The organism is Pedobacter nyackensis (assembly GCF_900176505.1).
Classification (GTDB): domain Bacteria; phylum Bacteroidota; class Bacteroidia; order Sphingobacteriales; family Sphingobacteriaceae; genus Pedobacter; species Pedobacter nyackensis.
Genome location: NZ_FWYB01000016.1, coordinates 38,528 through 53,039, shown reverse-complemented (window position 1 = coordinate 53,039; position 14,512 = coordinate 38,528). Strand labels below are relative to the sequence as shown.

9 protein-coding genes are annotated in these 14,512 nt (G+C 39.8%); all 9 read left to right on the top strand.

All coding sequences use genetic code 11. The features are described 5' to 3' along the window. Window positions 1-10: 10 nt before the first annotated feature. The 9 genes from B9A18_RS21115 to B9A18_RS21075 all read left to right on the top strand — a co-directional run bounded on the left by B9A18_RS21115 (window position 11) and on the right by B9A18_RS21075 (window position 14,458). Window positions 11-1,726: a RagB/SusD family nutrient uptake outer membrane protein gene (locus tag B9A18_RS21115; protein ID WP_084291543.1), complete on the top strand. Its 1,716-nt coding sequence runs from the start codon at window positions 11-13 to the stop codon at window positions 1,724-1,726. Then, on the top strand, window positions 1,714-2,847 hold the full coding sequence (locus B9A18_RS21110) for a dienelactone hydrolase family protein (RefSeq protein WP_084291542.1): 1,134 nt from the start codon (window positions 1,714-1,716) through the stop codon (window positions 2,845-2,847). The genes B9A18_RS21115 and B9A18_RS21110 overlap by 13 nt, the downstream gene beginning before the upstream one ends. A 414-nt stretch (window positions 2,848-3,261) precedes the next feature. Continuing rightward, on the top strand, window positions 3,262-3,867 hold the full coding sequence (locus tag B9A18_RS21105) for an RNA polymerase sigma-70 factor (protein WP_084291541.1): 606 nt from the start codon (window positions 3,262-3,264) through the stop codon (window positions 3,865-3,867). 94 nt (window positions 3,868-3,961) lie between these two features. Continuing rightward, complete coding sequence (locus B9A18_RS21100; protein ID WP_084291540.1) at window positions 3,962-5,122, top strand: FecR family protein; 1,161 nt, start codon at window positions 3,962-3,964, stop codon at window positions 5,120-5,122. A gap of 161 nt (window positions 5,123-5,283) precedes the next feature. Then, window positions 5,284-8,718, top strand: a complete 3,435-nt coding sequence (locus B9A18_RS21095; protein WP_084291539.1) for a TonB-dependent receptor — start codon at window positions 5,284-5,286, stop codon at window positions 8,716-8,718. Between the two features lie 11 nt (window positions 8,719-8,729). Next, complete coding sequence (locus B9A18_RS21090) at window positions 8,730-10,697, top strand: RagB/SusD family nutrient uptake outer membrane protein (protein WP_084291538.1); 1,968 nt, start codon at window positions 8,730-8,732, stop codon at window positions 10,695-10,697. 28 nt (window positions 10,698-10,725) lie between these two features. After that, the gene (locus tag B9A18_RS21085) at window positions 10,726-11,580 is read left to right on the top strand and encodes a DUF1735 domain-containing protein (protein ID WP_084291537.1); all 855 of its coding nucleotides are present in this window, start codon (window positions 10,726-10,728) and stop codon (window positions 11,578-11,580) included. Between the two features lie 11 nt (window positions 11,581-11,591). After that, window positions 11,592-13,247 carry a DUF5018 domain-containing protein gene (locus tag B9A18_RS21080; RefSeq protein ID WP_084291536.1) on the top strand — a complete coding sequence of 552 codons (1,656 nt, stop codon included), beginning with the start codon at window positions 11,592-11,594 and terminating at the stop codon, window positions 13,245-13,247. A gap of 122 nt (window positions 13,248-13,369) precedes the next feature. Then, the gene (locus B9A18_RS21075) at window positions 13,370-14,458 is read left to right on the top strand and encodes a DUF4855 domain-containing protein (protein ID WP_084291535.1); all 1,089 of its coding nucleotides are present in this window, start codon (window positions 13,370-13,372) and stop codon (window positions 14,456-14,458) included. Window positions 14,459-14,512 lie beyond the last annotated feature (54 nt).

The window sequence follows — 14,512 nt, the reverse complement described above, 5'->3', positions numbered from 1 at the left end:
CTTAGAAACCATGAATCGATTAAAATATATAATGACTATTGCGATTGTGTGCCTGTCGTTCCTGTCTTGTAAAAAAGGATTTTTAGAAAGATATCCGCTGGATGCTATAACAGAGCCCGTGTTTTTTAAAACACCAAATGATTTGAAAATTTATCTCAACCAATTTTATGACCGGAGCCTCTTTCCCATTATGGATAAAGGAAGGGGAGATGTTGCGACTGATATTTACATCAATGAAAGCTCCATTAATCAACGTCTGGAAGGTAACAGGAGTGTAGCCAATGGGCAGTCGCTGAATTATGGTAACGTAAGAAGTATCAATTATTTTTTTGAGAATTACCAGAAATGTGAGGCTGATTTTAAAGATTACAAACAATATCTGGGCGAAGCACACTTTTTCCGGGCAATGTTCTATTTCAACCTGGTAAAGAGCTTTGGTGATGTGTTCTGGATAGATAAGGTGCTGAATACCAGTTCGCCCGAGCTTTATGGGGAGAGAACACCAAGAAACATCATTGCTGATCATATTATCAATGATCTTGATCAGGCTGTACTGCACCTTTCTGAAGAAAAAGGGAACGGCCACAGCAGGATAAACAAATGGATTGCGCTGATGTTCCAGTCGAGAGTCGCTTTATATGAGGGAACCTGGGAAAAGTATCATAATGGTACAGCATTTGGCGTTGCCTCGGCCAACCCGGAGAAATATTTCAGCAAAGCGATAGCAGCGGCAGAGAAAGTAATCGCCTCGGGGTTATACGACATTTACTCAACGGGAAAGCCGAATGCGGATTATAGTGATCTGTTTGCACTTCGCGATTATTCCACAAACAAAGAGGTCATGTTCTGGACAAAGATGAACGTCAGTCTCGGAATTCACAGCCATAGCAAACTTTACAGGTTGGAGACGCCCGAGGGTTATGGATTAACAAAGGAGCTGGCTGATGCTTATTTATGCCTTGACGGCAAGCCTATTTCAAAGAGCGCGATGTTTAAAGGTTACGATAACATCACGCTTGAGATGGAAGGCAGGGACCCCAGGTTTGTACAAACTATTTTCAGTCCTGGCTCTGCATGGTACATTGACGCAGCAGGAGGAGTGAGAAGGTGGCAGGAAGCCTATGCTAAATTGTATTCTAATGGAACGTATTCTTCGGCAACAGGTTATGTGCGGCGTAAAGATTATAATCCTGTTGTAGCCTATCATCATCAGAATTTTGAAGAAACGCCTTCCATCCAATACCGGTATGCGGAAGTTTTATTGAATTATATTGAAGCTAAGGCAGAATTGGGGCAGATTACCCAGACTGATATTGACAAAACAATTAAAAAACTGAGAGACAGAATCGGGATGCCTAACTTAGTCCTGTCTAACATTGAACCTGATCCGAACTGGGACTTCCCGGCTTTATCACCAGTACTCAATGAAATCAGGAGAGAGCGTAAAGTTGAGCTAGCGATGGAGGATTACCGGTGGGATGACATCGCACGTTGGGCCGCCGCTGATGAATTGATTGTTGGAAAACGGCCTAAAGGTGCGAAAGCATCCCAGTTTGCCATTAAACCAGTCTTGCCAGTGGATGCAAATGGGTTTATCGATCCTTACCAGAATGCGCTTCCTGCTGGTTATGGGTTTAGGGTGGATAGAGATTATCTGAACCCGATCAATCTGAACGAGATTACTTTAAACGAAAAGCTAAAACAAAATCCGGGATGGGTAAATTAAAAATGAAATCGGGTGTAATGGGTTGTTTTTTTCTATACTTTTCCTGCCTGGCTATCGGGCAGGAAAGGAAAACACTGAGCACTGCCGAAGATGAACAGCGCATTAATGCTTACGAAATCCAGCTAAGGGATTACTTTATAGATTATATTGTCAATGAATATGAATCCCGGGCATCAAAACTCTGGAACAGGGATTACAGTAGTGCAGACGCGCTGAAACGCAGTGTTGAGCCAAACAGAAGGAAATGGGAAGAGGTGATAAAACCTCCGGTACTGACCAAAAGCGGACCCTTACAGAAAACACCATATGTGGTAAACGGGGTTCAGGCAGAATGGCTGAAGCTTCCATTAGGGGCTGTTACGGCAGAGGCAATTTTGGCCTTTCCTAAAGGCACCAGTAAAGATCGACCGGTACCTATTATAATTGCGCAACATGGCATAGGTAGCGGACCGGAAACACCTTTTGAAGACGGACCAAGTTATCATGCTTACGCAAAAGCACTGCTTGATGCAGGTTTTGCCGTATTGGCACCTTTAAATATGAGGTCTATAGAACGCAGGAACCACATACAACGTTTAGGCAATATGGCTGGCGTTGGCCTGCCAGGATTGGAGCTGGCACGTGTGCAGCATTTGCTGGATGTGGTACTGGCTGATCCAAGGATAGATGCAGCGTGTGTGGGGATGTGGGGCGTATCTTTAGGTGGTATGGCCACGATGTTCTGGATGCCGCTTGAACCTCGCATCAAAGCAGGTGTGGTATCGGCCTGGTTTAATGAAAGAAGAAATAAAATGGTCATACCTGACGAACGTTACAGTAGCTTCATTTCAACAACTGAAGAGTATGTATTTCTTTCGGGTTGGTTGACAGCATTTTCTGATTGTGATGTTGTTTCTATGATCGCCCCGAGGCCTTTAATGATCCAGCATGGAAAGAAAGATAATATTGCACATTGGCCACAGGTTGTTGAAGAATATGAGCGGTCAAAAGTCCACTATCAAAAACTGAATATGCGGGAAAGAATAGCGCTAACCTTGCATGAAGGTGGACACGAAGCTGTTGTGGGCGAGGGAGTGGCTTTTATGAAGAGATGGCTAAATCCCACCAGAATTAAAAATTGATTTCTTTGAACCAGGGCTGGCCATTTAATTGGCCGGTCCTGGTTTTTTATATAGGCCTCTGCCTCAAACGTTAAGAAAATATCACACATTCTACAGATATCCTTCACAAAAAGGCACGTGTTTGTGGGTTTAGTAAATCGTTTGATGAATCATCTCAAAAAGGGCATAAGCAGTAGATACAAATACTAGTGCGTGAAAGAGCTTAAATATGATTTTATTTTTAATTTTTTAGTTGATCAAATGTTGATTTGTCTTTTTGTGATAATAAGTCTTTGGCTTTTTTATGCGTACGTGGGTAAAGTGTTAGGTAGATTTTAATAGATAAATATAGTAAAGGGAAGATTAACATAAAATTTATTAATTAATCTTGTCTGCTTTAGGATATTGTATTAGTTTTATAAAAAAGGTTATGTAATGACTTCAGCTCAAACAAACAGACTTACAGATCAGCAATTAATGGAATTGATCCTGCAGGATGACCGTGAGGCTTTTGATCAGATTTATAGCCGATATTGGAAAAAGCTGTTCGTTTATGCGGGCAAGGTTGTTAGAGATGAAGATGAAGCGCAGGACATTGTTCAGGAAGTTTTTGTATCACTTTGGCAGCGACGACAGCTATTAATCAACATCAATTCGCTTTCCTCTTATTTGCATGGAGCTATCCGGTTTAGAGGACTCGGGTATATTCGGGCTAATTTATATAGACACAATTATCTTTCTTCTATTCATTGTTTTTTTGAAGAAGGTAGTGATCTGTTGAACGAACATATTGATATGAAAGAACTTGATGGTGTTATCCATTCAGAAATTGCAAAGCTGCCACCAAAAATGAGAGAGATATTTATTTTGAGCAGAATTGAACAAATGAGTCATAAAGAAATAGCTGAGCGATTAAATATATCCGATAAAACTGTCAAGAAACAAATCAACCGTTCTTTAAATCTTTTTCGTTTAGTTCTGGACGAAAGATCGGGGAGTTTACTTTCTCTTATGCTTTCTTATTTCTTTTTTGATAAATAAATCAATTGATTATCAGTGTTTTGTGGTTATTTTATCTTTTGGGTGTCTACCAACTGCCATTTCATGATACACATAAGTATAAGGCTAATACAAAATGAATAAACAAGATATCCAGGATTTACTGAACCGCCACCATGAGGGTGAAACCACTCCTGAAGAAGAGGTGCAGTTAAACCTGTGGTATCATAAAGAGGCAGGTTCTTCTGACTGGAATCATACCCATAAAGAGGAGATAATTAACGATCGTTTGAAGCAAGGTATTGACGCCCGTATTGATCAATTGGAACGTGAAACACTGAAGTCGGGAAATTGGTATAAGTATGCTGCTGCTGCTGCTGCGGTCATTCTTATCGCATTTAGTGTTGGTTTTTATTTTTATTCATCAGTTAAAGAAAAACACCTTACAAAAGATTACTATGCTGATAATGACATCATACCAGGTAGCAATAAGGCAATTTTAACATTGGCAGATGGGTCAAAAATCTCTTTAACTGATGCTGTTGACGGGCAACTGGCAACCCAATCAGGTATTGTAATCACCAAAGCGGCAGATGGCCAATTGGTATATACCGTTAATGATGCTCAGTCCGATAATTCCGGGGCGCCAGCTTATAACACAATTACAACTCCAAGGGGAGGACAACATATCATCAATTTGCCTGATGGCACACGTGTTTGGTTAAACTCTGAGTCATCTGTTAAATTCCCTGTGAGCTTTACTAATTTAACAGAACGTAAGGTAGAACTTATTGGCGAAGCTTATTTTGAGGTTTCTCCTAATAAAAAGCAGCCTTTTAGTGTACGAAGTAATGAGCAAATTGTGAAGGTGTATGGCACACATTTTAATGTGATGGCTTATTCGAATGAGCGAAATATGGAAACCACTCTTTTAGAAGGAAAAGTGAGTGTTAAATCTGGAGCCAGGGAGACTTTCATTACGCCTGGACAACAGGTTCAGTTAAAGGCTGGAGAAATGAATGTTTTGAATAATGCTGATATAGATGCTGTTGTAGCCTGGAAAAATCAGGTTTTTCAATTTGATAACACAGATATAGATAAAGTGCTGCGACAAATTGAGCGCTGGTATGATGTGGATGTAACTTATTCAGGGTCAAGAACAGATGTTTCTTTCACAGGTGTTATTCCACGTAATGTAAATGTTTCAAGAATATTAAAGGCATTGGAGCAAACCTGTGGGCTGAAGTTTGAAATAGATGGACAAAAAATTACAGTAATTAACCATAAAACCAAATAAAAAACCAAACGTATGAACTCAAATTCTACCTGATTAATCTGAAAAGGGTAGCCACAAAAAAAGCATTCCGGATTGCAGCCGAAATGCTCTGAATGTTTGGGCTAACCCTGGAATATTTTCAAATAGATTAAACGTAAACCAAAACCCAAACAATCAAATGTATGAAACAAAATCTACATTTTAAGGGCGCTTTGTGCCCTGTTTTTTACCTAAACAGAAAATACCGGTTATTCTCTGTCTCAAAAGCTTTACGCGTTATGAAGTTAACGGGAATCCTCCTTTTAATATTAACTATGCACGTTAATGCTGCTTCTTTTGGCCAAAAAGTTAGTATTACCCAGCGGAATACGAACCTCAAAATGATATTTAAAGAAATCAGAAAGCAAACTGGTTTTTACTTTATTTATAGCAATGAGATTTTGGAGAGAGCAAAGCCATTAACTATAGATGTGACTGATAAAAACTTGAATGCTGTATTGCAGGATATTTTTAGCAATCAACCGTTGTCATATACTATTCAGGACAAAATTATCATCGTTAAATTTAAAGATGTTGTCGGGCAAAAGGTGGCAACTATAACAGCTCCGGTAATGGTCGACATTAAGGGGAAAGTGATCGATGTGAATGGGCAGCCGCTTCCGGGGGTAAGTGTAGTGGTTGTTGGTTCAACAAAAGGGGCTACAACCAATACGGAAGGCTATTATGCCATTGATGCAAAACCAGGTGACGTGCTTAAATTCTCGATGGTGGGTTATTTGGAACAGGAGGTCACGGTGCAAACCAAAACGGCCATTGACGTGGTGTTGAAAGAGAAATTGAGCGATCTGGATGAAGTAATGGTAGTGGGTATGGGGGTTCAAAGGAAGGCAAGTGTGATTGGTGCAATTTCCACTGTTAAAATGGACGATCTTAAAGTTCCGGTTCGTTCCTTAACCAACGCCCTGGCTGGTAAAATGGCAGGAGCAGTGGTAGTTCAGCGTTCAGGTGAGCTTGGAAGAGATGGGGGAAGCTTATGGATTCGAGGTATTTCCACTTTTAGTGCAAATCGTTCGCCTTTAATTTTAGTTGATGGAGTAGAACGTGATATGTCTGATATTTCGGTTGAAGAGGTAGAATCCGTTTCTATTTTAAAGGACGCTTCAGCTACAGCAGTTTACGGAGTAAGAGCCGCAAATGGAGTCGTTTTAGTAACCACACGAAGAGGGATTGCACAGGCACCAGTTATAGAGGTTAAAACGGAGTACGGATTGTCGGACTTACCTAAATTACCTAAATTTTTGAGTGGACCTGATTATGCAATGCTCTATAATGAAGCATTGGGCAGAGAAAACTATTCAAAGGAATACATTGAAAACACAAGAAATGGAGTTGATCCGTATCTGTATCCTAATGTGAACTGGTTTGACGAGACTTACAGGAAGTATTCTTATAATGCCAATACTACACTAAATGTACGTGGTGGTGGTCAGGTGGCCCGTTATTTTGTGGGATTGGGTTACATCAATGAAAACGGGAACCTTAAAAATAATCCGGACATTGATTATAAATCCAACCTTAATCTTCAACGCTATAACTTTCGTTCTAATGTGGATATCAGTCTTTCTAAAACAACGGTTCTTGAACTTGAAGTTGGCGGCAATCTTACCGATTTAAGAACTCCTGGAACAGGAGGGACAATTTACTCTTCAACTTTTACTCCAGCGGGGGAATTGTTCTATTGGTCTTACTTGGCTACACCCATTTCTAATCCGGTTAGAATACCTATTGGAAAAGACTTAAATGGAAAGGACATTATGGGCTGGGCGGCACCAACACAAGTGGGAGAATCAAATCCGGTAGAAAGGCTTATGGGTTCTGGATTTAATACAGAGTTTAGAAATCAGTTTACCAGTCAGATTTCACTGAATCAGGATTTGAAATCAATTCTGGACGGGCTGAAATTCAGGATGTCTTATTCCTTTGATGCCAATAACAATACAACTATTAACAGAAGGAAAAATAGTTCAACTTATGGAGTGCAGGGTAGGGATCCGCTAACAGGCAATTTGCTTTTTAAAGAAGTTACAGTTGGATCAGAGTTTTTAGGCTATTCTACAGCATTAGGCAGTAACAGGGCTAAAGAGATGAAAGCTCAGCTTTTATACAATAAAGCTTTTGGTGATAAACATCATGTAAGTGGAATGATGATGTATTACCAGCGTGATTTTATTAATGGTAGTGCCGGTTCAGCTATTTTATCTCTTCCTTTTCGCAGACAAGGGATTGCAAGCAGGGCCACCTATGATTATGACGATCGGTATTTTGCCGAGTTTAATGTGGGGTATAATGGTTCAGAGAACTTTCCTAAAGAAAAACGCTTTGGGTGGTTCCCTGCAGTTGCGGCGGGCTGGATCGTTTCCAATGAATCCTTTTTCAATGACATAAAAGGAATTGTAGATCTTTTCAAAATAAAAGGCTCAATAGGTTTAGTGGGATCGGAAGCATTACCAAATAACGAACGCTATGGGTATTTGTCTATTTATGGCAGCGGACTAGGTGGGTATGCGTTTGGTGAGAATGGTACCAGTTATGGTGGTACTGGAGAAAACCGTATAGGCGTAACCAATTTAACCTGGGAGAAGGGTTTAAAACGCAACATTGGTTTTGAGTTAAAAATGTTTAAAAATGCCCTTTCGCTGGAGGTAGATTATTTCCATGAGAAAAGAACAGACATCTTATTGCAACGTACGTCATTACCAGCTATAACCGGTTACAACTCTCAGCCGTTTGCAAATATGGGGGTAATGGTTAACCGTGGCGTAGATGGTACTTTAGAACTTAATCAACGCTTTGGTGATGCAGGGGTTCGCATATATGGAAACTTTACTTATGCACGTGATAAGATCCTTGAACAGGACGAGGCTATGAAAAATTATGCTTACAGAATGCGTACTGGTCATAAATATGGTCAGGTTTTTGGATTGATTGCTCAGGGGTATTTTAATAGTGAAGCAGATATAGCTAATAGTCCGGTTCAGGAGTTTGGGGTAGTGCGTCCGGGAGATATTAAGTATCAGGATATCAATGGAGATGGTAAAGTAAGTATAGATGATGAAGTTCCCATTGGTTATTCTAATCTTCCTGAAATTAATTATGGTTTTGGTTTTCAAACCGACTATAAGGGATTTGATATAGGTGTATTTTTTAGAGGGCAGGGACGTGTAAGCTATAGCTTGGGTGGCGACTATATCCCATTCGCTGAAGGTGTTGGTAAGCGGAATTTGTTTCTGGAAGCTTTAGATCGTTGGACGGTTGATAATCCAAGCCAGGATGCACTTTATCCACGTTTATTTAATGGGACCTCTTCTAATAACTGGCAAAGATCTACGAAAACTATTTACAATGGAAAATATCTTCGTCTATCAGATGTTGAGGTAGGTTATACATTTGGTTCAAAACTACTATCACATATCAGACTAAAAAGTTTGAGATTGTACGCATTGGCTAATAACGTGGCCGTTTTTGCCCCATGGACAATGTGGGATCCTGAATTGGCGGGACCCGGGAATTATCCGTTACAGCGTAAAATCAATTTTGGTATCAGGGTTAAAATCTAAATTCAGACGAGATGAATAACAATATAAAGATATATATAATACTGTCAATGCTTAGCTTAATGACAGTAACCGGTTGTAAAAAGTTCCTGGAAAAACAACCAGATGATATGAAAACGGATGCGATGATCTGGAGCTCCCGTAAAGAGACAGAAGCATTTTTATACAATGTGTATTCGCAAATACCGGCAGCAAATTTATACCAGGATGATCCATGGCTTGGTTGCTCTGATGAAATAGATTTAACATGGAATGTGTATAATACTTATAATATTAACCTGGGTAACTGGAACTCAAATTCAGGTTTTTATAACAAATGGCCAAATTATTATAAAGCCATCAGGGCCTCGTTTATATTCGAGAATAATGTAGATAAGAATCCTGAATTAAGTGCCCAATTGAAAGCTCAATACAAAGGAGAAGTTAAATTTTTAAGAGGGTATTATTACTGGTTATTGATTAAACAATATGGGCCAGCAGTATTGATTAAAAAGGAAATGCCTCTTGATACGGATTGGGGAGCTATTCCTCGTTCTCCCTACGATGAATGTGTAAGTTATATTGTTGGCTTGATGGAAGAAGCTGAGGTTGATTTACCTTTAGATTGGCAGGGAGATAAACAGTGGCTTGGGAAACCAAACAAAATAGTTTGCCGCGCGGTAAAAGCCCAGGTGCTTACTATGGCTGCAAGTCCGCAGTGGAATGGGAATACTGATTATGCCTCTTTTAAAAATCATGACGGTACTCCACTTACAAGTACAACCTATGACGAGAGCAAGTGGAAACGTGCTGCAGATGCCAGCTATGCTGTTATCCAAACTGCCGAAAATAATCCGGGTGCAAATGTCAAACTATATAAAAATAATGAAAATGGTGATGCTGTATTTAGTCCTTATAAATCGGTAAGGGATATCACTATAAAGCGTTGGAATTGTGAGGTGATCTGGGGACGTTCGGGCTATAATCCTTTAGGCTGGGAAGTTCATACCTCACCAGGTCCTAATAACCTTGGTGGTGTTGGCCCTACACAAAGAGTTGTTGATGCTTTTCTGATGAAAAATGGGCGTGGTATAGAAGATCCACAGTCTGGATATGTGGAAGAAGGTTTTGCCACAACCGGAGGTGATAACTGGAACCCCAAAGGTCTAAATGTTGCCACGGACCGGGTAAAAATGATCGATGATATCCGCAGTGGTGATGCCTGGGGCCATTGGGTGGGCGACTGGAATATGTATGCTAACCGTGAACCTCGATTTTATGCCTCTATATTGTATAACAAACGTATCATTCCCCAATTACCTGCTGATATTGATAAGCGCAATTATTATAATGTTGCAGCACAACAAAATGGTTATGGGAGGGTAGAATTATATTTTGGTGGAGTATCCCGTTCTTCAGGTTCCTATACTTTCTATCCTCGGACTGGTTATTTATGCCTTAAAAATGTTGATCCCCTTAGTAATCTACGTGATAGGGTGTTTGTGACCAGTCCCAGAACTGAGATCTTTATTCGTTATGCTGCAGTTTTACTTGATTACATAGAGGCTTTAAACGAACATAATTCTGGTCATCCTGATATTGAAAAGTATTGGAATATGATTCGTCAGCGTGCGGGAGTGCCAAATATATTTGCAGTGTATCCTGAAATCAGAGGAGATAAAATTCAGCAACGTGAGCACATCCTAAAGGAGCGTCAGATAGAGTTGGCGTTTGAAACAGACCGTTATTTTACGACGAGGAGAAGATGGTTGGCACATACACCAGATAATGGTGATCCGAGGCGTAAATGGGGTGAAGGTGGCAAGATGTGGGGTATGGATATTAATGCAGGAGCTGTAAGCACTAATAATTTTAACTTCTTAGGCTTTTATAAACGCGTACCTTTTGAAGAGCGTGTGTATAGCATGAAAATGAATTTATTCCCAATTCAGCAATCCGAGATAGACAAGAATCCTGCTTTGGTGCAAAATCCGGGATGGTAATCAGTCACCTAATTTTAATTCGAACGTTATGTTAAAAAAATATAGATTTTTAAAAGCTATGTTGCTTTTATTTGTACTCATATGTACTTCTTGTGAGAAGGGGCTCGATATGGTCAATGTAGACAGCACCGTATATATTCCTGGCTCAGGTCTTAGTACCCAAACCGCGCTTTTAGGCGAGTCGGTTTATAAACTAGGTATTTATAAAGCCGGCGTAAATCAAAAAAATGCAGAAGTAACTGTTAATTTGGGTGTTGATCAAGAGGTATTTGCCACTTTTTTAGCTTCGAATCCAGGTTATGAGTTATTGCCCGTAACTAACTTTAATATTCCCTCTGGGGAGGTAAAGTTAGGCAAAGGAGATGTGCGTCAGGATTTAAATATCCGTTTAACCAATATTGGAGAAAACACTTTTAGTGGTAAAAAATATGTGTTGCCCATCAGCATTAAAACGGTGAGTCCATCAGTTAAAATAAATGAAGAAAAGAAAGTCGCATTCCTCTATTTCTCTCGATTCCGTAATGTTTACGAAAGTAAATACAAAGCTTACGGAACCGGGGTAGATGACGTAGGAGTTGTTGTTAAGAAAATTGATGAGGTGATTGTGCCTGTTTCAGTCTCTGCAAATACGATTGAAATATCGGGACCGGAAACAGGTATGAAAATCCGATTAGCTGTTCAGAATGATAGGGTTGTGGTTACAGGAGCACCAGGTTCGGCGGCTTATAATATTCAAAACAATATTGCAAAAGGCGAAAGCACTTATATCGGAAAGTTTGATCCTACTTATCAGGCTTACAAGGGCGCTTTTAAATTGTTTTATAGCTACACCCTAAGTGGAAAACTGATACAGGTGGCGGTTGATTTATCTTTCACACTATAATAGCACACAGTATGTATAAACATATCATATTCCTGTTCATGGTTTTAACCATGATACTTGGTTACTCTTGCAAAAAGGAAGCGCATAAAGGCGATTTTAGCGGATCTGCCAATTCCGTGTATGTCACATTTGCTGATGGATCGGGATTCTTTAATCCTGAAAGAGCCACCCCTTATGGGGATACCATTAAGTTTGTATTTTCTACACACTTCCCCGCGGAATCAAATAATCTGATCAATATTACTTCAATGAAAGTTAAAGCAAACGATCCTACAACTGTAAGGGCGGTTTCCGGAAGTCCAGATCAGGTTGATTTAACCAAACCAACAGAAATAATCGTCAGGTCTGCTGATGGTACTGATCGCAAGCATATTTTAATTGGTGAGATCAGGAAAAGCTCGGAAGCAGTAATTACCAGTTTTAATTTGCCCGCTGCGAACCTTACCGGTTTTCTGGTAGAATCTAAAAAAATAGTAGGCCTGGTAGCGGGAGGGGGGAATTTGACAAATCAGGTTCCGACTATCGTTATTACACCACATGCGACGATATCGCCAGCTATTACTGTCGCTCAGGATTTTAGTAAGCCCGTTGTTTATACGGTAACAGCCGAAAATGGCCGATCAGTACAATATACGGTTAAGCCCGTTAGTCCTCAAAAAGCAGCCTCAGGCATCCGATCGGGAAGTATGAAGTTGTTATGGACTAAAAGTTTGACTGAATTGGGTATAAGTGGTACTAATAATTTTACCACTTCAATTGCCGCGACGGATGATTATTTGGTAGTGAACACAAGGGAAACCATAAATAAATACCTGAACCGCTTTACCGGAGAGGTTGTAGGTGCAATGAACATGACAGGCATTAATGCTGTTACTTTTCAGAATTTCTTTGCAACCAGTGATGAGGCTGGACATATTCTGATTTCTAACCTCACAACTACTGTTGGTAATAGCTTGTTTATTTATAAGTATAACAGCGCAGGGGATCAGGCTCCAGTCAAGTTTATAGCGTATCCAGGGTTAGTAGCCGGTCAGCAGCTTGGCAGAAAGATGTCTGTAAAAGGTGACCTGAGTAAAAATGCCTTGATTTTTGTTGCAGCCAGTAATTCGGATAATTCAATCTTAAGATGGCAGGTAGTTAATGGTGCATTGGTATCACAATCTCCAACTATTTTTAGATATGGTGGTTCAAAAAACTGGACCGTCATGGCTGATGTTATCTCCGAAGGGCCAAATCTCACAGATAAAATGTTCCTTTCTTCTCAGGCAGGTGATATTGGTTATATGGCGGCTAACGGTGCTCCGCTTAGTCAGATAGATATTGCTGGGTCAGGATTTAATGTGAGCCACAGTCTGGATTTTGCAGAGTTTAACAATGCAAAATATCTGGCTGTAGTAAATTTAAGTACCAACCTTGCCGGAAATGGTTATTTGTATAATGTAACTAATCCTTTATTGCTTTCTACACCTCCTTCGAGTGCAGATTACTCCAAGGTGATGGTTTTTAAATCGCCAATGATCACTTCGGCTGCAAATGGGAATTTAACCGGTGATGTAGCTCTAAAAGTATCTAAGGATGGGTACAAAATGATTATGTATGTGCTAATAACAAATGGCAGTATTGCCGCATACGAATTTGACTGCATTGACCTAAACAGTATTGAATAATGATCATGGACGCTCTACGTTTCTCGATTTCAACACACGCTCTGCTAGCCCCTTAGGTAAGGGCGCAGCGTGTGTAAATAATGAATTTACACACATACATACACGAATAAATAGATACACAAATGAAACCATTATTATTTTTTATTGCTTTTCTGGTTTGCTATGGGGATTTTGCCTCGGCACAGGATAAGGGCCAATATGGGAAAACCAATATTGCCGATCTGGTTTTAATTTATCAGGGCGGTACGCATCGTCCCATGGAATGGACGAAAGAAGAATTCCTCCCTTACATTATTCATGAGGATAGTAAGGGGAGAAAAAACTGGCTTTATGATGGGTTTCTGTTTTTAGAATTTAAGGATGGAAAGGGGCGTAACTATGCACCTGGTTATGCTAAACTTAATGCCCGAAAAACAGAATGGGAATGGTTACTGGACCGTAATTTCGAGCAGAATAAAGCTTTTTCAGCGCTTAATCAGGCTATTGAAGAGCAGAAGCCGAAAATGAAGAAACTTCAGTTTAAACATAAGCTAGTGGTTGGTATTCCTTCGCCTATACATAATCAGAAGGATTGGGGCCAGATTAATGGGAAAGAGCTTGATTTTTCCAAACATGAAGATCGGATCGAAGCCGGTAAATGGTATATTGATAAGTTTCTGGAACGGTACAAAACGGAAGGTTATACAAATCTAAATCTGGAAGGTTTTTACTGGGTAGATGAAGACGTGAATGGCTGTGCAGAAATTTTGGAGCTACTAGGCGATTATATACGATCTAAAGGACTGAGATTTTATTGGATACCTTACTGGAATGCCAAAGGTTTTGATCAATGGAGAAAGTTTAAATTTGATTTCGCATGGCTACAACCTAATCATTTTTTCAACAAGAAAATTCCGGATAGCCGCATTGATCAAGCTTGTGATTTGGCTAAAAAATTAGGTATGGGCGTGGAAATGGAATTTGATTCACATGCATTAAATTCGTCAAAAGAACAAAAAAGCGGTCGTTTAAAGGCCTATATAGAAGCTTTTAAAAGGAATGGTGCGTTTGAGGATGCGCCAATAGCTTATTATGAAGGTGGCAACGGGATGTACCTGTTCTCAAAATCTAAAGAGCTTCAGGATAAAGTATTAATGGATGAGTTGGCAGCAGAAATTATTAAACGTAAAAGCAAAAGCTTTATGAAAAAAATAAGCAAAGAAAGCAAGTAGTACTATAAAACGTAAATCTTCTCAGTATCTTAGTAAACACACACAAAATTGAAA

Excerpts from the sequence above, each read along its gene's own strand:
- B9A18_RS21115 (WP_084291543.1), top strand. The coding sequence starts at position 11 with ATGAATCGATTAAAATATATAATGACTATTGCGATTGTGTGCCTGTCG.
- B9A18_RS21110 (WP_084291542.1), top strand. The coding sequence starts at position 1,714 with ATGGGTAAATTAAAAATGAAATCGGGTGTAATGGGTTGTTTTTTTCTA.
- B9A18_RS21105 (WP_084291541.1), top strand. The coding sequence starts at position 3,262 with ATGACTTCAGCTCAAACAAACAGACTTACAGATCAGCAATTAATGGAA.
- B9A18_RS21100 (WP_084291540.1), top strand. The coding sequence starts at position 3,962 with ATGAATAAACAAGATATCCAGGATTTACTGAACCGCCACCATGAGGGT.
- B9A18_RS21095 (WP_084291539.1), top strand. The coding sequence starts at position 5,284 with ATGAAACAAAATCTACATTTTAAGGGCGCTTTGTGCCCTGTTTTTTAC.
- B9A18_RS21090 (WP_084291538.1), top strand. The coding sequence starts at position 8,730 with ATGAATAACAATATAAAGATATATATAATACTGTCAATGCTTAGCTTA.
- B9A18_RS21085 (WP_084291537.1), top strand. The coding sequence starts at position 10,726 with ATGTTAAAAAAATATAGATTTTTAAAAGCTATGTTGCTTTTATTTGTA.
- B9A18_RS21080 (WP_084291536.1), top strand. The coding sequence starts at position 11,592 with ATGTATAAACATATCATATTCCTGTTCATGGTTTTAACCATGATACTT.
- B9A18_RS21075 (WP_084291535.1), top strand. The coding sequence starts at position 13,370 with ATGAAACCATTATTATTTTTTATTGCTTTTCTGGTTTGCTATGGGGAT.